This window comes from Streptomyces nogalater (assembly GCF_039532885.1).
GTDB classification, from domain to species: Bacteria; Actinomycetota; Actinomycetes; order Streptomycetales; family Streptomycetaceae; genus Streptomyces; species Streptomyces nogalater.
Genome location: NZ_BAAASM010000034.1, coordinates 41,986 through 64,331, shown reverse-complemented (window position 1 = coordinate 64,331; position 22,346 = coordinate 41,986). Strand labels below are relative to the sequence as shown.

General features: G+C 74.5%; 2 protein-coding genes. Both read left to right on the top strand.

Annotated elements, in window-relative coordinates; genetic code table 11:
- Window position 1 precedes the first annotated feature (1 nt).
- Window positions 2-21,067, top strand: a complete 21,066-nt coding sequence (locus ABD350_RS23015) for a non-ribosomal peptide synthase/polyketide synthase (protein ID WP_425584197.1) — start codon at window positions 2-4, stop codon at window positions 21,065-21,067.
- Window positions 21,064-22,305 carry a cytochrome P450 gene (locus ABD350_RS23010; RefSeq protein WP_344350158.1) on the top strand — a complete coding sequence of 414 codons (1,242 nt, stop codon included), beginning with the start codon at window positions 21,064-21,066 and terminating at the stop codon, window positions 22,303-22,305. The genes ABD350_RS23015 and ABD350_RS23010 overlap by 4 nt, the downstream gene beginning before the upstream one ends.
- Window positions 22,306-22,346 lie beyond the last annotated feature (41 nt).

Below are 22,346 nucleotides of genomic sequence, written 5' to 3'. Positions count from 1 at the left end.
CGTGGAGATGGCAGCGACCGGCAACAGCCGCGGCATCGCACTGACGGCCGCACAGCACGGTGTCTGGGTGGCCCAGCAGCTCGACCCCGGCTCCCCCATGTTCGTCTGCGGTGTCCACGTCGACACCGCCGCCCCCCTCGACCCCCCGCTGCTGGACCGGGCGATCCGGCAGGCCGTGACGGAGACCGAGGCACTGAGGGTCCGCTTCACCGACGACGGGCGGACCGTCCGCCAGCACGTCGACCCGGCCATCGAGGGCGCGCTCACCGTGCTCGACCTCAGCGGCGAGCCGGACCCGCGGGCCGCCGCGGACGCGTGGATCGAAGCCCGCCAGGCGGAGGCCCCGCCCGCGCTCACCGACGGCCCGCTCTTCGCCCACACCCTGCTGCGGCTCGGCCCGGACCACGACCGGCTGTACTTCCGCTACCACCACATCCTGCTCGACGCCTACGGCCAGATGCTGTACGTCCGCAGACTGCTGGACGTCTACAACGCGCTGGCCGCGGGCGACCGACCGGCCACCGCCGCCTTCGCGCCGCTCGCCGACGTCGTCGCCGAGGAGAGCGCCTACACCGCCTCCGCGCGCTACGAACGGGACCGCGCCCACTGGCTCGCCCGGTTCGCGGACCTGCCCGCCTCCACCGAGCTGGGCAGCGGCCCCTCGACCCTGGCCCGCGGCCTGCCGCCGGTCGCCGGACCGGTGTCCGCCGGCACCGCCGAGCGGCTGCGCGCCCTGCCCGGCGCCCGCTGGTCCCTGCCGGTGATCGCCGCCATGGCCGCGTACACGCACCGCACCACCGGCGCGGCGGACGTCGTGCTCCGGGTCTTCCTCGCGGCACGCACCAACCCGGACGCCCTCGCCACCCCGGCGATGCTCGTCAACGACCTGCCGCTGCGGCTGACCGTCCGGCCCTCGGCCACCTTCACCGAACTCGTCGCACAGGTGCGCGACCGGCTGGCCGAGGCCGTCCGCCACCAGCGCTTCCCCGGTGAACGGATCCGCCGCGAACTCGGCGCCCAGGACCAGGGCTCCCTGTCCGGACCCACCGTCAACGTGCTCTCCTTCGCACCGGGCCGGCTCACGGTCGGCGGCGCCGGGGCCACCGTGCACCAGGTGGCCTCCGGCCCGGTCCGCGACCTCGTCCTCAACGCCGTCGCCGACGACACCGCCGCCGACGGCATCCACCTCACCCTCAACGCCCACCCCGACCGGTTCACCCCGGCGGAGGTGACGGCCCACCGCGACCGGTACACCCGGCTCCTCACGGCCGCCGCCGAGGCACCGGAAGCGCCCGTCGGCACGCTCGACCTGCTCGGCCCCGACGAACACCGCCTCCTCGCCGGCTTCGACGACACCGCCGAACCCCTCGACGCCCGGTCGCTGGTGGAACGGATCGAGGCCCAGGACCCGGCCGCCGAGGCCGTCGTCTTCGAGGGCGAGAGCGTCAGCTACGGCGAACTCGACGCACGGGCCAACCGCCTCGCCCACGCCCTGCGCCGCCGCGGCGCCGGCGTCGAGTCACGGGTCGCCGTCAAGCTGGCGCGCTCCGTCGACCTCGTCGTCTCCGTGCTCGCCGTCCTCAAGGCGGGCGCCGCCTTCGTCCCCGTGGAGACGGGTTATCCCGCCGAGCGGGTCGCCTACATCCTCGCCGACTCCGGTGCCGACCTGGTGATCGCCGACGACGACGTCCCCGGCTTCGAGCGGATCGCCGTCGACGCGGGCGCGAACGAGCCCGCGAGCGCCCCCGGTGTCCGGGTCCGCGGCGACAACGCCGCCTACGTGATGTACACCTCCGGTTCCACCGGCCGCCCCAAGGGCGTCGTCGTCCCGCACGAGGGCCTCCTCAACCGCCTGTCATGGCTCCAGCGCGACCACCGCATGACCCCGGACGACCGCATCGTGCAGAAGACGCCGATCGGCTTCGACATCTCGGTGTGGGAGTTCTTCTGGCCCCTCGTCCAGGGCGCCACCCTCGTCGTGGCCCGCCCCGAGGGCCACCGCGACCCGGCCTACCTCGCCGAGCTGATCCGCGAACAGCGCGTCACGATCATCCACTTCGTGCCGTCGATGCTCGGCGCCTTCCTCGCCGAGGCCGCATTCGGCCCCTCCGTACGGCTCGTCGCCTGCACCGGCGAGGCCCTGCCGTCCGAACTGGTCCGCCGCTTCCACCAGAGCGTCGACGCCGAGCTGTGGAACCTCTACGGTCCCACCGAGGCCGCCATCGAGGTGACCTCCTACGCCACCGGCCCGGACGACGAGACGGTGCCCATCGGACGGCCCGGCGCCAACACCCGCGCCCACGTCCTGGACACGGGACTCAACCCCGTACCGCCCGGCACGACCGGCGAACTGTACCTGGCGGGCATCCAGCTCGCCCGCGGCTACCACGGCCGCCCGGCGCTGACCGCGGAACGCTTCACCGCCGACCCCCACGGCCCCGCGGGCTCCCGCATGTACCGGACCGGCGACCTCGCCCGGCGTCGCCCGGACGGCACCCTGGAGTACGCCGGCCGGGTCGACGACCAGGTGAAGATCGCCGGCCAGCGCGCCGAGCCCGGCGAGGTCGAGGCGCTGCTCGACGGCGCGCCCGGCGTCCGGCAGAGCGTCGTGGTGGCCCGGCGGACCCCCGGCGGCGCCCACCGGCTCGTCGCCTACGTCACCGGCGAACCCGAGACCGATCTGCGCACATGGCTCGCCGGCCGGCTGCCCGCCTTCCTCGTCCCCGCGGTGGTGCTGACCCTTCCGGAGATCCCGCTCACCCCCAACGGGAAGGTCGACCGCAAGGCGCTGCCCGAACCCGAGGCCCCGGCACCCGGCCGGGCGCCCCGCACCGAGACCGAACGGATCCTGCGCGACCTGGGCGCCGAACTGATCGGGCGGCCCGAACTCGGGGCCGACGACAATCTCTTCATCATGGGCATGGACAGCATCCACGCCCTGCGCCTGGCCTCCCGGGCCCGCGCCGCCGGTATCGGGCTCACCCCGCAGGACGTGTTCGCCCACCCCACCGTCGAAGCCCTCGCGGACCTGGCCGGGACCGCCCCCGCCCCCGGCGCCACCGGGACCCGGGCCGAGCCCGCCCCCGGCCGCGGCACCCGGCTGACCCCGGCCGACGTCCCGCTCGTCACCATCGACCAGCGGGAACTCGACCGCTACCCGGGCGCACAGGACGTGCTGCCGCTCTCCCCGCTCCAGGAAGGACTGCTCTTCCTCGCCCTGTACGAGGACGACGACCCCTACGTCGGCCAGCTCGTCCTCGACATCGAGGGCGGCTTCGACCATGCGCGGATGCGCGAGGCCGCCGCCGCCCTGCTGCATCGCCACCCCCTGCTGCGCGCCGGCTTCCGCAGCCGGTCCGCCGGCGCGCCCGTGCAGGTCGTGCCCGCCGGGACCACCGTGCCCTGGGAGGAGCGGGACGAGGAACCGGCCGCCTTCCTCGCCCGAGACCGGGCCCGCGGTTTCAGCGTGCTGCGCCCGCCGCTGCTGCGCTTCACCGCGCTCGGCACCCGGCTCGTCGTGACCCACCACCACCTGCTGCTGGACGGCTGGTCGCTGCCCCTGCTGGTCCGGGAACTGTTCGCCCTGTACGGCGGCGCCGAGCTGCCCGAGCCCGTCCCCTACCGCGCCTATCCCGCCTGGCTCGCCGGGCGCGACCGCGCCGCGTCCACCGCCGTGTGGCGGGAGGAACTGGCCGGCCTGCCCGGGCCCACCCTGCTCGCGCCGCCGCGGCGGACCCCGGACGGCCACGCCGAACACGAACTGGTCCTCGACGAGAGCGTCACCGCGGCCCTCACCGCGGCGGCCCGCCGCCGCGGACTCACCCTCAACACCGTCGTGCAGGGGCTGTGGGCGTTGCTGCTGCGGGAGTTCACCGGTCGCGACGACATCGTCTTCGGCGCGACGGTCTCCACCCGCCCCGTCGACCTGCCCGGCGCCGAATCCATGATCGGCCTGTTCATCAACACCCTGCCGGTGCGGGTACGCGTCGACCCGCTCACGCCGCTGGCCGAGCTGCTGTCCTCGGTGCAGGCCCGGCAGATCGCGCTGGCCGGGCACGCCGACGCCGGTCTCGCCGACCTCACCCGGGCGGCGGGCGTGGACGAACTGTTCGACACCGTCCTCGCGTTCGAGAACTACCCGATGGACAGCGCGACGGAGGCCGGCGGGCTGCGGCTGGCCGGCGCCGACCTGGTCCTGCACTCGCACTACCCGCTGTCGATCGCCGTCTTCCCCGGCTCCGCCCTGAGGCTGCGGTTCTCCTATCGCACCGGCGCGTTCACCGCCGACGCCCTCGCGGTCCTGACCGGCCGGCTGGCCCGGCTCGCCGCCCTCGCCGCCGAGGACCTCGACCGGCCGGCCGGCGAGCTCGCCGTGGTCACCCCGCAGGACCGGCGCGCGGTGACCGGCGGCGAGCACACCCCCGAGCCGGCCGCCGACCGCCGCGCCACCGCCGCTGCCGCCTCCCCGACGGCACCGCGCACCCCGGTGGAGGAGCGGCTGCGCACGGTCGTCGCCGAGGTCCTCGGCCTGGACGACATCACCGCGGACGACGAGTTCTTCGCCCGCGGCGGCACCTCCATCCTCATGATCCGGCTGGTGCACCGGATCCGCGACGAGTTCGGCGTCGACCTCTCCCTGCGCGACGTCTTCGCCACCCCGACCGTCGCCGGCCTCGCCGCCCTGCTGGCGGACGGCTCCTCGGCCTCCTCCGCGATCGTGGCCCGGGAGCGGCCCGAGCGGATACCGCTGTCCTTCACACAGGAACGCATGTGGTTCCTCCAGCGCCTCCAGGGCGACAGCGGCACCTACAACATCCCGCTCGACATCCGGCTGAGCGGACCGCTCGTCGTCTCCGCGCTGGACGCCGCGCTCACCGACCTCGTCGACCACCACGAGGCCCTGCGCACCCTCTACCCCGAGGACGCCGAAGGCCCGCACCAGGTCGTCCTGGAACCCGGCGGCACGGGCTTCGCCCTGGAGGTCGTCCACGACCGGGACCCCGACCTCACGGCGCGGGCCGCCCGCCCCTTCGACCTCACCACCGAACTCCCGGTGCGCGCCACCCTCTTCCCGCTCGGCGAGGACGAATACGCCCTGCTGCTGGTGGTGCACCACATCGCCGTCGACGGCTCCTCGATGCGCCCGCTGGCCGAGTACCTGTCCGCCGCGTACACCGCCCGCCTCGCCGGCGCGGAACCCGCCCCCACGGCGCCGGCCGTGGAGTACGCCGACTTCGCCCTCTGGCAGCGCGACACGCTCGCCGCCGGCCTGCCGCGCCAGATCGCCTACTGGAGCGAGACACTCGCCGGACTGCCCCAGGAGGTCACCTTCCCGGCCGACCGGCCCCGGCCCGCGATCGCCGGCCACCGGGGCGACCACGTCGGGTTCCGCGTGGACCGGGAGCTGTACGACCGGATGCTGGACCTCGCCCGCCGCACCCGGACCACACCGTTCATGGTGCTCCAGGCCGCCGTCGCACTGCTGCTGACCGCCCACGGCGCCGGTGAGGACATCCCCGTCGGCGGAGCGATCGCCGGCCGGCCGGACTCGGCACTGGACGGTGTCGTCGGCGTCTTCATCAACACGCTCGTCTACCGCTTCGACACCTCCGGCGACCCCGCCTTCACCGAACTGCTCGCCCGGGTCCGCGAGACCGGCCTGGCCGCCTACGCCCACCAGGACGTGCCGTTCGAGCGGCTGGTGGAGGAGCTGGCTCCGGAGCGGTCCCGCGCCCGCCACCCCTTCTTCCAGGTCATGGTCGCCTGGCTGGACTTCTCCGAGGCCCGCCTCACCCTGCCCGGGGTCAGCGCCCGCACCGCCCCGGTCCTCAGCGGCACCTCCAAGTTCGACGTGCACTTCGACTGCGTCGTCGACGCCGGCGACGGCGGCCTCGACTGCCGTCTGGAGTACGCCACCGACCTGTACGACCGCGAGACCGCCGAGGCCTTCGTCACCCGCTTCCTGCGCGTGCTCGACGCCGTCACTCACGACCCGGCGCGCCGTCTCTCCGACGTCGACCTGCTGGACGACACCGAACGCGCCCGCATCCTGCACGACTGGAACGACACCGCGAGCACCATGGACGCGCACTCCGTCGTGCAGCTGATGGAATCCCAGGACCCGGGCCTGCCCGCCGTGGTCTTCGAAGGGGAGGAAATCACCTACGGCGAGTTCAACGCGCGGGTCAACCGACTCGCCCGGGCCCTGCGCGGGCGCGGCGTCGGCCCCGAGACCCGCATCGCCGTCATGCTGCCCTACTCGGTGGACCTCGTCGTCGCGCTATGGGCCGTCATCAAGGCCGGCGCCGCCTACGTGCCGATCGACACCGGCTACCCGGCCGACCGCATCGCCTACATCCTCGGCGACTCCGGCGCCCGGCTGATCCTGGCCGAACACGATGTGGCGGGCTTCGAACGGATCCCGGTCGACGCCGAGGACGAATCCGCCGAGAACCTCGGGGTCGTCGCGCACGGCGGCAACACCTCGTACATCATCTACACCTCCGGCTCCACCGGCCGCCCCAAGGGCACCCTCAACACCTACGAGGGCATGACCAACCGGTTCTGGTGGATGCAGCAGGACCTGCGCCTCGGCCCCGGCGACCGGGTGCTCCAGGCCACGCCGACCGGGTTCGACGTCTCGGTGTGGGAGGTGTTCTGGACGCTGTCGCGCGGCGCCGCCCTGGTGGTCCCGCGGCCCGGCGGCCATCGCGACCCGGTCTACCTGTCCCGGCTGATGCACGACGAGTCCGTGACCGTGCTCCACCTGGGCGCCTCCCGGCTCGCCGCGTTCCTCGCCGAGGCCGAACTGCCCGCCACCGTACGGGCCATCGAGTCCGGGGACGAGATCATGCCGGCCGAGCTGATCCGCCGCTTCCACCGGGAGTCCCGCCACCCCGACCCGGTCCTCACCAACGCCTACGGCCCCACCGAGGCCGCGGTGGACGTCACCCGGTGGGTGACCCCGAAGGACCCCGCGACCGTGCTCATCGGCGGTCCGGTGCTCAACACCCAGGCCTACGTGCTCGACCGCGCCCTGCGCCCCGTGTCCCCGGGCGTGACGGGAGAGCTCTACCTCGGCGGCCTCCAGCTCGCCCGCGGCTACCTCGACCGACCGGCCCTGACCGCCGAACGCTTCGTCGCCAACCCCTACGGCACACCCGGCAGCCGGATCTACCGGACCGGCGACCTGGTGCGCTGGACCCGGAGCGGCGAACTGGAGTACTTCGGCCGCGCCGACGACCAGGTCAAGCTGCGCGGCCAGCGGATCGAACTGGGCGAGATCGAGTCCGCGATGCGGGCGCACCCCGGCGTCGCCCAGGCCGCCGCGGCCGTCCACGACCAGCGGCTGGCCGGCTACCTCATCACCTCCGCGCCCGTCGACCACGAGGAACTGCGGGCCCGGCTCGCGGCCGAGCTGCCCGAGTACATGGTTCCGCCCGTGTTCGTCGAACTCGACCGGTTCCCGCAGCTGACCAGCGGCAAGCTGGACCGGCAGGCACTGCCCGTGCCCGACTTCGCGCCGGTCGCCGGCCGCGCGCCGCGCACCCCGCGCGAGAAGCTCCTGTGCGGGCTGTTCGCCGAGGTGACCGGCGTCCCCGAGGTCTTCCTCGACGACGACTTCTTCGCACTCGGCGGCCACTCGCTGTCCGTGGCCCGGCTGGCCAACCGGATCCGCACCGTGTTCGGCGTCGACATCGAGCTGGTCACCCTGTTCGAGGCGACCACGCCCGCGCGGGTCGCCGCCCGCCTCGACGGCGCCGCCCCGCGCCGGCCCGCCGTCACGGCCCAGCCGCGCGGCGAGCGCCTGCCGCTGTCGTACTCCCAGGAACGCCTGTGGTTCCTGCACCGCTTCGAGGGCCCGTCCGCCACGTACAACCTGCCCATCGCGCTGCGGCTGACCGGTGACCTCGACATCGCCGCCCTCGGTCAGGCCCTCGGCGACGTCGCCGCCCGGCACGAGGCGCTGCGCACCGTCTTCGCCGAGGACGAGCAGGGCCCGCACCAGGTCGTGCGGGACCTCGTCCCGCCGCCGGCCGTCGTCACCACCGACCCGGCCGGCCTCGACGACCTGCTCGCCGCGGCCGTCCGGGTCCCGTTCGACCTGGCCACCGAACCGCCCATGCGCTCCACCCTGTTCGAGCTCGGCTCCGGCGAGCACGTCCTGCTCGTCGTGCTGCACCACATCGCCGGCGACGCCTTCTCGATGCCCCCGCTCGCCGAGGACCTCATCACCGCCTACACCGCGCGGTCCGCGGGCCACGCCCCGCGCTGGACGCCGCTGGAGGTCCAGTACGCCGACTACGCCGTGTGGCAGCGCGCGGTGCTGGGCTCGGCCGACGAACCGGACAGCGAGATCTCCCGCCAGCTCGGCTTCTGGACCGAGGCCCTGGCCGGACTCCCGGAGCAGCTCCGGCTGCCCACCGACCGGCCACGGCCGGCCGTACCGTCCCACCGCGGCGACACCGTCGCGTTCACCGTGCCCGCTGAGGTCCACGCGGCCCTGACGGCGCTCGCCCGCGAGCACCACGTCACACCGTTCATGACGGTCCAGGCCGCTCTGGTCACCCTGCTGCACCGGCTCGGCGCCGGTGACGACATCGTCATCGGCTCGCCGGTCGCCGGCCGCCCGGACGAGGCCCTGGCCCCACTCGTCGGCTTCTTCGTCAACAACCTCGTCCTGCGCACCGACCTGTCCGGCAACCCCGACTTCGCCGAGGTCCTCGCCCGGGTCCGGGCGACCGACCTGGCCGCCTACGCCCACCAGGACGTGCCCTTCGAACGGGTCGTCGAGGCGGTGAACCCGGCCCGTTCCGCGGCCCGGCACCCGCTGTTCCAGACCAACCTGAACTGGGTGGACGCCGAGCTCGAAGAGGTCGAGGACCTCGCCGGACACCTCCCCGGCCTCGACGGGAAGGTGCTCCCGCTCACCTCGCCGACCGCCAAGTTCGACCTGGCGTTCTTCGTCAACGAGCGGCGCGAGGGCGGACTGACGGGCTTCCTGGAGTTCGCCACCGACCTGTTCGACCGGGAGACCGCCCAGCGGATCACCGAACGCTTCGTCGGCCTGCTCACCGCCGTCGTCACCGCGCCCGCGACGCCGATCGGCGACCTCGACATCATCGGCCCGGACGAGCGCCGGCACCTGCTCACGGAGTGGAACGCCACCGACCACCCGCTGCCCGAGACCACCCTCACCGCGCTCGTCGAGGCCCAGGCGGCCCGCACCCCGGACGCCCTCGCGGTCGTCTTCGGCGCCACCGGCCTGACCTACGCCGAACTCGACGCCCGCGCCAACCGGCTGGCCCGCCGGCTCATCGAACTCGGCGCCGGCCCCGAGCGGTTCGTCGGTGTCCTGCTGCCCACCTCCGAGCAACTCCCCGTCACCCTGCTCGCCGTGCTCAAGTCCGGGGCGGCCTACCTGCCGATCGACCCCGGGCTGCCCGCCGAGCGGATCGCGTTCATGCTCGGCGACATCGCCCCCGTCGCCGTGGTCACCACACCCGACCGGGCCGGGCGGCTCGGCCCGGTCCCCGCCGTACTGCCCTACGACCCGGCCGTGACCGCGCAGCCGGCCACCGCCGTCACCGGTGTGCCGGCGCGGCCCGGACACGCCGCGTTCGTCATCTTCACCTCCGGCTCCACCGGCAGGCCGAAGGCCGTCGTCGTCGAACACCGCTCGCTGACCGCGTATCTGGCCTGGGCCACCGACACCTACCGGAGCCTGCGGGGCCGTGCCCTGGTGCACTCGCCGATCGCCTTCGACCTCACCGCCACCGGACTGTGGGGGCCGCTCATCTCGGGCGGCTGCGTCGAACTCGTGCGCTGGACCGCCACGGGGCCCGACAGCGAGTACGGCGTCACCCGCCCCGACTTCGTCAAGGCCACCCCGAGCCACCTCACCCTGCTCGGCGCCGTGGACGACAGCTACTCCCCGAGCGGACAGCTCGTCCTCGGCGGGGAGTCGCTGCTGGGCGACGCCCTGGACACCTGGCGGGCCGGCCACCCCGGGGTGACCGTGCTCAACGAGTACGGACCCACCGAGACCACGGTCGGCTGCACGGTCTTCCGTATCGAACCGGGCGACAGCCTGCCCCCGGGCGTCATCACCATCGGCACGCCGGTGTGGAACACCCGGGTGTACGTGCTCGACAGCCGGCTGCGCCCGGCCCCGGTCGGCACCCCCGGCGAGCTGTACGTCGCCGGTGACCTGGTCACCCGCGGCTACCACAACCGTCCCGGCCTCACCGCGGGCCGCTTCGTGGCGAACCCCTACGGGCCCGCGGGCTCCCGGATGTACCGCACCGGCGACCTCGCCCGCTGGACCAGGGCGGGCCTGCTGGAGTTCGCCGGCCGGGTCGACGACCAGGTGAAGATCCGCGGCTTCCGCGTCGAACTCGGCGAGGTCGAGGCCGCGCTCGCCGCCGCACCCGGTATCGACCGGGCCGCCGTGGTGGTCCGCGAGGACCGGCCCGGTGACAGCAGGCTCGTCGCCTACCTCGTGCCCGAGCCGGGAGCGCGCACCGACACCCGGGCGTTGCGGGCGGGCCTCGCCCGCACCCTGCCCGACCACATGGTTCCCGCCGCCCTCGTCGTCCTCGGCGAACTGCCGCTGACCCGCAACGGGAAGCTGGACCGCAAGGCCCTGCCGGCACCGGAGTGGGGCGAGCCGTCCGCCGGCCCGGCCACGGCCGACCCGGCAGGGGAGGAGACCGCGACGGACCCGGCCGGGCAGCAGACCCCCGCCGACCCGGCCGCCGACCGGATCGCGGAACTCTTCGCCGAAGTACTCGGCCTCCCCGAGGCCGCGGCGCAGGACAACTTCTTCCTGCTCGGCGGTCACTCCCTGCTCGTCGCACGGCTGGTGAACCGGATCCGCGCGGAGTTCGGCGTCGAGCTGTCCATCCGGGACGTGTTCGAGACCCCCACCGTCGCGGGAATCGCCCGGCTGCTCGGCGCCGCCCGGGACGCACGGCCGCCGCTCACCCCCCGGGAACGCCCCGAGCGCGTGCCGCTGTCCACGGCCCAGCAGCGCATGTGGATCCTCGACCGGCTCCAGGGGCCGTCCGGCACGTACACCATCCCCATCGTGCTGCGGCTGGCCGGCGACCTCGACATCGACGCGCTGCGGGCGGCCTTCGCCGACGTGGTGGACCGGCACGAGGCGCTGCGCACCCTGATCGCCGAGGACGCCGAGGGCGCGCACCAGGTCGTCGTCGACGGCCCGGCCCCGTTCACCGTCACCGCCTGCGCGGCCGAACGGCTGGACGAGGAGATCGCCCGCGCCGCCGCGGTCCCCTTCGCCCTGGACCGCGAACTCCCGGTGCGCGCCACTCTGTTCGACACCGGCGACGGCACCTGCGCCCTGCTGGTCGTGCTGCACCACATCGCGGGTGACGGCGGCTCGATGGGCCCGCTGGCGGCCGATCTCGCCACGGCCTACGCCGGGCGGCTGGCCGGCACCGGCTCCGGACTCGCTCCGCTGCCCGTGCAGTACGCGGACTACACCCTGTGGCAGCGCGAACTCCCCGACAACCAGCTTCCGTTCTGGACCACGGCACTCGCCGGCATCCCCGAACAGATCGACCTGCCCACCGACCGGCCACGGCCGGCCGTACCGTCCCACCGCGGCGACACCGTCGCCTTCACCGTGCCCGCCGCCCTGCGCGCCCGGGTGGAGGACCTGGGCCGCGAGCACGACGCGAGCGCCTTCATGGTGCTCCAGGCCGTCCTCGCCGTCCTGCTCAACCGGCTCGGGGCGGGCGACGACATCGTCATCGGCAGCCCCGTGCAGGGGCGGCCCGAGGCCGCGCTGGAAGAACTCGTCGGTCTCTTCGCCAACACCCTGGTACTGCGCACCGACGTCTCCGGCGACCCCACCTTCGCGGAACTCCTCGCCCGGGTACGGCGGTTCGACGTCGACGCCTACGCACACGCCGAGATGCCCTTCGAGCAGCTGGTGGAGGTGCTCAACCCGCAGCGGTCGCGGTCGAGGCACCCGCTGTTCCAGGTGATGCTGACCCTGAACGCCGAGACCGCGCCGCCGGACCTGCCCGGCCTGACCGTACGGCTGGGCGACACCCCGTCCCAAGCGGCCAAGTTCGACCTGTCCCTGACCCTGACGGAGCACGCGGGGGAGTGGGCCGCGTTCCTGGAGTACGCCACCGACCTCTTCGACCATGCCACCGTACGGTCCTTCGCCGACCGCTACCTGCGGCTGCTCGCCGCGGTGACGGACGACCCGGCCCGCCCCGTCCGCGGCCTGCCGCTGCTGACCGACGCCGAGCGGACCGAACTGCTCGTCACCCGCAACGCCACCCCCCGCCGAGGGCCCGGCACCTCACTGTCGGAGAGGTTCGAGGCGCAGGCCGACCGCACCCCGGACGCCGTCGCGGCCGTCTCCCCGTCGACGACGCTCAGCTACGCGGAACTCGACGCGCGGGCCAACCGGCTGGCCCATCACCTCGCCGAGCGGGGCGTCGGCCGCGGATCGGTCGTCGCCGTCGTCCTCCCGCGCACCCCCGACCTGCTCGTGGCCCTGCTGGCCGTCCTCAAGGCCGGAGCCGCCTACCTGCCGATCGACGACACCTACCCCGCCGGCCGCGTCGGCCTCCTGGTGAAGGACGCCGGCGCGAAGGTGACCATCACCCCGGACACCTTCACGGCCGGCCTGGACCGCCACCCGGACACCCGGCCCGGCCTGCGGCCGCACCCGCGGGACGCCGCCTACCTCGTCTACACCTCCGGATCGACCGGGCACCCCAAGGGCGTCGTCGTCGAGCACGCCGCGCTCGCCGCCTACCTGGACGAGGCGACCGCCCTGTACCCGGCCGCCGCCCACGAGGCGCTGACGCACTCCTCCGTCGCCTTCGACATGCCGGTCACCGTGCTGTTCACCCCGCTCGTCACCGGCGGCCGGGTCCGGTTCGCCGAGCTGGACGAGAACACCCCGCGACCCGACCTCCTCAAGATCACCCCGAGCCATCTGCGGCTGCTGGAGACCCTGCCCGATCGGGCCTCCGACGCCACCCACCTCGTCATCGGCGGCGAGGCACTCGACGCCCAGCCGCTCCGCCGCTGGCGCGCCCGCCACCCGGACGCCGTCGTGATCAACGAGTACGGGCCGACCGAGACGACCGTGGGCGTCGTCGTGCACCGCGTCGAACCCGGCGACCGCCTCGCCGACGGACCCGTCCCCATCGGCCGCCCGACCGGCGGCACCCGGGTGTACGTCCTGGATACGTTCCTCCAGACCGTGCCCGACGGCGTCTGGGGAGAGCTCTACCTCGCGGGCGCCCAGGTGGCCCGCGGCTACGCCGGACGCCCCGGCCAGACCGCCGAACGGTTCGTCGCCGACCCCTACGGCCCCGCCGGCAGCAGGATGTACCGGGTCGGCGACCGGGCCCGCTGGAACGGCTCGGGCCTGCTGGAGTACGGCGGCCGGGCCGACGACCAGGTCAAGATCCGCGGCTTCCGCGTCGAACCCGGCGAGGTGGAGGCGGCGCTGGAGGCCCTGGACACCGTCGCCCAGGCGGCGGTCGTGGTCCGCGAGGACCGGCCCGGCGACCCCCGCCTGGTCGCCTACCTGGTCGCCGCCGACGCCCACATGCCGGTCGGCGACCCCCGCCCCGCGCTGGCCGCGACCCTGCCCGCGCACCTGATCCCGTCGGCCTTCGTCGCCTTGGACCACCTCCCGCTCACCGGCAACGGCAAGCTGGACCGGCGGGCCCTGCCCGCCCCCGAGACCACCGGAGCCACGCCCGGCGGCCGCGCCCCGCGCACCCCCGCCGAGGAGATCCTGTGCGCGCTGTTCGCCGAGGTCCTCGGGGTCGCCGAGGTCTCGATCGACGACGACTTCTTCCGGCTCGGCGGCCATTCGCTGCTCGCCACCCAGCTGGTGAACCGCGCGCGCAACGCACTGGGCGCACCGATCCGGCTCGGCGACCTGTTCGAGACACCGACGGTCGCCGCACTCGCCGCCGGGCTCGCCCCGGGCGGCACGGCCGAGCGCTTCACCCCGGCCCCGCGCCCCGACCGGCTCCCCCTCTCCTACGGCCAGGAGCGGCTGTGGTTCCTGCACACCCTCGACGGCCCGTCCGACACCTACAACATCCCCGTCGTACTGCGGCTGTCGGGCGCCCTCGACCCTCAGGCGCTGCGGGCCGCCCTCGGTGACCTCGCCCGACGGCACGAGATCCTGCGCACGGTCTACGCGACCGACGCGCGCGGCAGCCACCAGATCATCCTGCCGCCCGAGCGCGGCCTGCCCGAACTGACCGTCACCGACGTCGACGAACACACCCTGCCGGCGGCCGTGAGCGAGGCGACGGGGTACCGCTTCGACCTCGGCCGGGAGCTTCCGGTCCGCGGCCGGCTGCTGCGCCTCGCCCCCGACGAGGCCGTCTTCGTCCTGGTCGTGCACCACATCGCCGCCGACGCCGTCTCCATGGCGCCCCTCGCCCGCGACCTCGCCACCGCCTACCGGGCCCGGCACGCCGGCCACGCCCCCGGCTGGGAGCCGCTGACCGTCCAGTACGCCGACTTCAGCCTGTGGCAGCGCCGCGTCCTCGGATCCGACCGGGACGCGGACAGCGAGATCTCCCGCCAGCTGCGCCACTGGACCACCACACTCGCCGGCGCTCCGGAACTGATCGCCCTGCCCACCGACCGGCCCAGGCCCGCGGTCGCCTCCCACCGCGGCGGCACCGTACGGTTCGACATCCCCCCGGCACTGCACGAAGCACTCACCGGACTCGCCCGCGACACCGGCACCACCCTGTTCATGGTGCTGCACGCCGCCTTCGCCGCGCTGCTCGCCAAGCACGGCGCCGGTGACGACGTCGTACTGGGCACCCCGGTGGCCGGCCGGACCGACGAGGCCGCCCACGATCTCGTCGGATCCTTCGTCAACACCCTGGTCCTGCGCACCCGCCTGGACGGCGACCCCACCTTCCGCCGGCTGCTCGACCGCGTCCGCGCCGTCGACCTGGACGCCTACGCCCACCAGGACGTGCCGTTCGAACGCCTGGTGGAGGCGCTCAACCCGGTGCGCTCCACCGCCCACCAACCGCTGGTGCAGGCGACGATCATGCTGGACAACACCGCCCGCCCCACCACGCTCGACCTGCCCGGCGTGGACGTGCGCCCGGAGGAACCGGCCGCGCCCGCCGCCAAGTTCGACCTCTCGCTCTCCTTCGCGGAAGCGGCCCACGGCGGCCTGGACGCCGGCCTGGAGTACGCGGCCGACCTGTTCGACGAGGACACCGTCACCGAGCTGACCGCCCGCCTGGTCCGCCTGCTGACCGCCGTCGCCCACGGCGCGGCCGACCACCCGCTCAGCGGCGTCGACGTACTCTCGGACACCGACCGGCGCAACCTGCTCCAGACCTGGAACGGCACCCCCCGCCAGGCCCCGGCCGGCACGATCACCGAGCTCTTCGCCGAACGGGTCCGCCGCGCCCCGCAGGCCGTCGCCGTCGTGGCGGACGGCACCGCGACGACCTACGCCGACCTCGACGCGCGTGCCGAACGGCTGGCCCGCAGGCTGCGCGCGCTCGGGATCGGACCCGAGACGTCCGTCGCCCTGCACCTGGAGCGCTCCCTGTCGCTCGTGGTGGCGACACTGGCCGTACTCAAGGCGGGCGGCGCCTACGTACCGCTCGACACCCGCTACCCCGCCTCCCGGCTGGCGCGGATCCTCACCGCCACCGGCGCCGCCGCCGTGCTGACGCACTCCCGGGCGGCACGGCTCGGCCTCGACCACGGCCTGCCCCTGATCGACGTCGACGATCCGGCAACGGACGAGGCGGAGGGCACCACCACGCCCGCCCACCCCGAGCAGCTCGCGTACGTGATGTACACCTCCGGGTCCACCGGCACCCCCAAGGGCATCGCCGTCACCCACCGCGACGTGGTCTGTCTGGCCCTCGACGCCGGCTGGGAGGGTGACGCGCACCGGCGGGTGCTGATGCGCTCGCCGCACGCCTTCGACGCCTCGACCTACGAGCTGTGGGTACCGCTGCTGAACGGCGGCCGGGTCGTCGTCGCCCCGCCCGGGGACCTCACCCTCGACGGGCTGCGCACCCTCCTGGTGACCGAGGAGGTGACCTCCGTCTTCCTCACCACCGCGCTGTTCAACGTCATCGCCGAGGACGACCCGGAGTGCCTCGCCACCCTGCGCGAGGTGTGGACCGGCGGGGAGCAGGCCTCACCGGCCGCGTTCCGCCGCGCCGTCACCTCCTGCCCGCACACCGCCTTCGTGCACGTGTACGGGCCGACCGAGACCACCACCTTCGCCACCAGCTACCGGGTGCCCCGCCCGTACGCCCTGCCCGGGACCGTCCCCATCGGCCGCGCCATGAGCGGCATGCGCGCCTACGTCCTCGACGCGGCACTCACCCCGGTGCCGCCGGGTGCCCCCGGCGAGCTGTACCTGGCCGGGCTGGGCCTGGCCCGCGGATACGCCGGCGCGCCGGACGCCACCGCCGAGCGGTTCGTCGCCGACCCGTTCGGCGCCCCGGGCGGCCGCATGTACCGTACCGGCGACATCGTCCGGTACACCCGCGGCGGGCAGCTGGAGTTCACCGGCCGGGCCGACGGCCAGGTGAAGATCCGCGGCTTCCGCATCGAGCCGGGCGAGATCGAGGCCGTCCTCACCGGCCACCCCGGTGTCGGCCGCGCCGTGGCCGCCGTCCGCGAGGACGCCCAGGGCGAACGCGCCCTGTACGCCTACGTCGTACCGGCGCCCGGACACCGGCGGCCCGGACGGGAGGAGCTGCGGGCCCTGCTGGAGTCCGCCGTGCCCGGCTACATGGTCCCCGCGGGCATCGTCGTCCTCGACGAGCTGCCGCTGACCCCCAACGGCAAGGTGGACCAGCGCGCGCTGCCCGCCCCCGAACGGGCCGCGCACCCCCGCGGCCGCCGGCCGCGCTCGCCACGGGAGGAGATCCTGTGCCGGCTGTTCGCCGAGATCCTCGGCGTGCCGTCGGTGTCGATCGACGACGACTTCTTCGCACTGGGCGGCCACTCACTGCGCGTGACCCGCCTGGTCAGCCGTGTCCGCTCGGTGCTCGGCGTGCGGCTGCCGGTGCGCGACGTGTTCGAGGCCCCGACACCGGCGGGGCTCGCCGACCGGCTGGGCCGGGCGGCCGACGGCACGCACACCGGTCTGACGGTGCTGCCGCGGCCGGACCGGGTCCCGCTCTCCTACGCGCAGGAGCGGCTGTGGTTCCTGCACCGCTTCGAGGGCCCCTCGGCGACGTACAACATCCCGCTCGCCCTCCGGCTCCGCGGCCCCCTGGACACCGACGCCCTCCGCGCGGCGCTGCGCGACCTGGTCGGCCGCCACGAGTCGCTGCGCACGGTGTTCGCCGAGGACGGCGACGGCTCGTACCAGGTGGTGCTGGACGAGGAGACGGCCGTGCCCGAGCTGACGGTTCAGGACGTGACCGCGGCCGAGGTCCCGGACCGGCTGGCGCGGGCCATCGGGTATGCCTTCGACCTCACCGCCGAGATCCCGCTGCGCGCCCACGTCTTCCGGCAGGGGCCGCGGGAAGCGGTACTGCTGCTGCTCATGCACCACATCGCCGGGGACGCCGAGTCGATGGGCCCGCTCGCGGACGACCTGTCCGCCGCCTACCGGGCCCGGCTCTTCGGCGAGTCGCCGCAGTGGACCCCGCTGACCGTGCAGTACGCGGACTACGCCGTCTGGCAGCGGCACGTCCTCGGCGACCTCGGCGACCCGGCCGGCCCCGGCGGCGCACAGCTCGCCCACTGGCGGACCGTCCTCGCGGGCGTCCCCGAGGAACTGGAACTGCCCGCCGACCGGCCCCGGCCCGCCCGGCCCACCGGCACCGGCGCGGCGGTCCCCCTCGACATTCCCGCCGGCCTCCACCGCCGCCTCGCCGACCTGGGCGAGGCCGAGGGCGCCACCGTCTTCATGGTGCTCCACACGGCCCTCGCCACCCTGCTGACCCGGCTCGGAGCGGGCACCGACCTGCCCATCGGCGCGCCGGTCGCCGGCCGGGACGACGAGGCGCTCGACGGACTGGTCGGGTTCTTCCTCAACACCCTGGTGCTGCGCACCGACACCTCGGGCGACCCCTCCTTCCGCGAACTGCTCGCCCGCGTCCGCCGCACCGACCTCGACGCCTACGAGCACCAGGCGGTGCCGTTCGAACGGCTCGTCGAGGCACTGAACCCGGCCCGGTCGCCCGCCCGGCACCCCCTGTTCCAGGTGATGCTGTCGTTCCGCAACAACGCCCGGGCGGACCTCGCGCTGCCGTCCCTGACCGCCGAACCCGTCCAGGCCCAGCTGCCCGCCGCGAAGTTCGACCTGTCGTTCAGCCTCACCGAGCGGTTCGGGCCGGCCGGCGAACCCGACGGGGTGCGCGGCGAGGTGCAGTACGCCTCCGCGCTCTTCGACGAGGAGACCGCGCACGCCCTCGCCGAGCGGCTCCTGCGCATTCTCGACCAGGCCTGCGGCGACCCCGACCGGCCGCTCAGCGCGCTGGACGTCCTGCTGCCCGGCGAGGAGGAGCGGCTGCTCCGGGAATGGAACGCCACCCGGCGCGAGAACCCGACGGCCACCCTCGCCGACCTGTTCGAGCAGGCCGTGCGGGCCACTCCCGACGCGGTGGCCGTCCGCGCGGACGGCACGCACCTGACCTACCGGGAACTGAACGCCCGGGCCAACCGGCTGGCACACCTGCTCATCGGCGCCGGCATAGGCCCGGAGTCGGTGGTGGCCCTGGCCCTGCCCCGCTCCGTGGACCTCATCGTCGCGGCACACGCCGTCGCCAAGGCCGGCGCCGCCTACACCCCCGTCGACCCCGAGGACCCCGCCGAGCGGATCGCCCGGATCTGCGAGGACGCCGCCGTGGCGCTCGCCGTCAGCACGACGGGGCACCGCGGCCGGCTGCCCGCGGCACTGCCCGCCGTACTCCTCGACGCCCCGGACACCGCGTCCGCGCTCGCCGGCCGGCCGGACACCGATCCGGCCGACCGGGACCGCACCGCCCCGCTCCTGCCGGACCACCCCGCCTACGTCATGTTCACCTCCGGCTCGACCGGCCGCCCCAAGGGGGTGGTCGTCTCCCAGCGTTCCGTCGTCAACCACCTGGGCTGGCTCCAGGACACCTACCGGCTGACCCCGGACGACCGCGTCCTGCAGAAGACACCCATCGGGTTCACCGTGTCGGTGTGGGAGCTGTTCTGGCCCCTGCAGACCGGCGCCTGCACGGTCGTCGCCAAGCCCGACGGGCACCGCGACCCCGGCTACCTCACCGGCATGTTCACCACGCACGGCATCACCACCGTCCACTTCGTGCCCTCCATGCTCGAAGTGCTCCTGGCCGAGGCGGACCGGACCGCGCTCGCCGGGCTGCGCCGGATCTTCGTCGGCGGCGAGGGACTCACCCGCGACCTGTACGAGCGGTTCACCGCCGCGTTCGGGACGCCGCTGCACTACAAGTACGGCTCCACCGAGGTCACCTGCGACGCCACGGTCTGGGACCCGGACACCGACCCGGGCGCCCGGCCCCCCGTGACGATCGGCGTGCCCATCCACAACACCCGTGTCTACGTGCTGGACGCGGCGCTGCGGCCCGTCCCGCCCGGCGTGCCGGGAGAGCTGTACGTCGCCGGCGAGCAGGTCGCGCGCGGGTACGCCGGCCGCCCCGGGCTGACCGCCGAGCGCTTCGTGGCGGACCCGTTCACCCCCGGCGAACGCATGTACCGCACGGGCGACCTGGTGCGCTGGGACAGGGCCGGCCGGCTGGACTTCGTCGGCCGCTCCGACCACCAGCTCAAGGTGCGCGGCGTACGGGTGGAACCCGCCGAGATCGAGGCCGTCCTGACCGAACTGCCCTCGGTCACCCGCGCCGCCGTCGTCCTGCGCGACGAGGCGCTGGTCGCCTACGTCACCGGTGACGCCACCCCCGACGAACTCCACCGCCGGCTGGCGGCCCGCCTCCCCGGGCACCTCGTCCCCCGCTCGGTCATCGTCCTGCCCGAGTTCCCGCTGACCACCAGCGGCAAGCTGGACCGCGCGGCCCTGCCCGCCCCCCGGGACACCGCCCGGCCGGCCCGGCGGGCCCCGCGCACCGACGACGAGCGCGCCGTGTGCGCCCTCTTCGCCGAACTGCTCGGCCTCACCGAGGTGGGCATCGACGACGACTTCTTCGCCCTCGGCGGACACTCCCTGATGGCGGCACGGCTGGCCGGCCGGATCCGCGCCGAACTGGGCCACGAGGTCTCCGTCCGCACCCTCTTCGAGGCGCCGACACCGGCCGCGCTCGCCGAGGCGCTGCACACCGGCGACACCGCCAAAGCCACCGCGGTGCTGCTGCCGCTGCGCACCGGCGGCCCGGGCACCCCGCTGTTCTGCGTCCACCCCCTGGGCGGCCTGAGCTGGGCCTACCGGACGCTGACCCGGCACCTGGCCGGCCGGCACCCGGTGTACGGACTCCAGGCGGCCGGTTTCGACGAGCCCGCGCCCCTGCCGTCCACCATCGCCGAGATGGCCGCCGGCTACCTCACCCGGCTGCGCCAGGCGCAGCCGGCCGGACCCTACCGGCTGCTCGGCTGGTCCTTCGGCGGGCTGGTCGCCCAGGAGATGGCCGTCCAGCTCCAGGACGCGGGCGAAGAGGTCGAACTGCTCATGCTGCTCGACGCCTTCCCCCGGGACCTGAGCGCCGCCCAGCCGACCCCGGAGCAGGTACTCGACGGGGTGCGGGTCCCCGACGAGATGCTCGCCGCCTTCACCGAGGACCAGCTCGTCCACCTCAAGGCCGTGTTCCTCAACAACAGCGGCATCGCCGGCCTGCACACGCCCCGCACCTTCCACGGCGACGTCGTGTTCTGCGCCGCGACCGGGCTGGAGGAGGGCGAGTCCCGCCGCCTGCCCACGCTCTGGACCCCGTACGTGACCGGCCGGATCGAGGTCCACGACATCGAGGCCACGCACAACACCCTGCTCGCCGAGCGACCCGCCGCGGCCGTCGGACACCTGCTCGCCGGCCTGCTCGGCGCCCTCGACACCGCACGAGAGGAGGAGAACGCGTCATGACCCGCCCGACGACCCCGCCCGTGCGCACCGTGCTGCCGCCGTCGGCGCTGCCCGGCCTCGACCTCGCGGACCCCGCGACCCACGCCCGGCACGACCTGTCCGAGATCTGGCGCACGCTGCGCGCCGAGGACCCGGTCCACCGGCACCGGCCGGCCGGGGGAGGCCCCGCCTTCTGGGTGGTGACCCGGTACGCGGACGCCGCCGAGGTCTACCGCGCGCCCGACCGCTTCACCTCCGAGCGCGGCAACGTGCTCGCCTCGCTCCTCCAGGGCGGCGACTCGGCCTCCGGCGTGATGGCCGCCGTCACCGACGGCCCGCGCCACCGCGAACTGCGGCGCGTGCTGCTCAAGGCGTTCTCGCCGCGCGTCCTGGCCGCGGTGGTCGACAAGGTCGAGCGGGCCGCTCACGACCTGGTGGCCGCGGTCGCCGGCCGCCCCGAGTGCGACTTCGCCGAGGACGTCGCCGGGCACCTGCCCCTGAAGGCCATCTGCGACCTGCTGGACGTCCCCGGACAGGACCGCGCCTTCCTGCTCCGGCTCACCGGAACCGCGCTCGGCTCGGACGGGCCCGACCAGTCGCCCTTCGACGTCTGGCAGGCCCGCAACGACATCCTCGCCTACTTCGGCGAGCTGGCGAAGAGCCGCCAGAAGCACCCGGGCACCGACGCCGTCAGCACCCTGGCCACCGCCACGATCGAGGGCCGGCCGCTGACCATGGACGAGATCGTCGCCAACTGCTACAGCCTCATCCTCGGCGGCGACGAGACCAGCCGGCTGTCCATGACCGGCGCGGTACTCGCGTTCACCGAACACCCCGCACAGTGGCAGGCGCTCAAGAACGGCGAGGTGTCCGTCGACACGGCCGTCGACGAGGTGCTGCGCTGGACGACACCGGCCCTCCACTTCGGCCGCACCGCCACCGCCGACACCCGGCTGAACGGCGTCCCCGTCGCCGCCGGCGACATCGTCACGGTGTGGAACGCGTCCGCCAACCGGGACGAGGCGGTCTTCACCGACCCCGACCGCTTCGACCTCGGCCGCACACCCAACAAGCACCTGTCCTTCGGCCACGGACCGCACTACTGCGTCGGCGCCTACCTGGGCCGGGCGGAGATCGCCGGCCTGCTCAAGGCCCTCCGTGAGCGGGTCGACCGGATCGAACTCACCGGAAGACCCCGGCCCGTCTACTCCTCCATGCTCAGCGGCTTCGGCTCGCTGCCCGTACGGCTCGTCGCCTGACCCACGCGACCGCGACCCCGCACAGGCCGTCCGGGACCCGC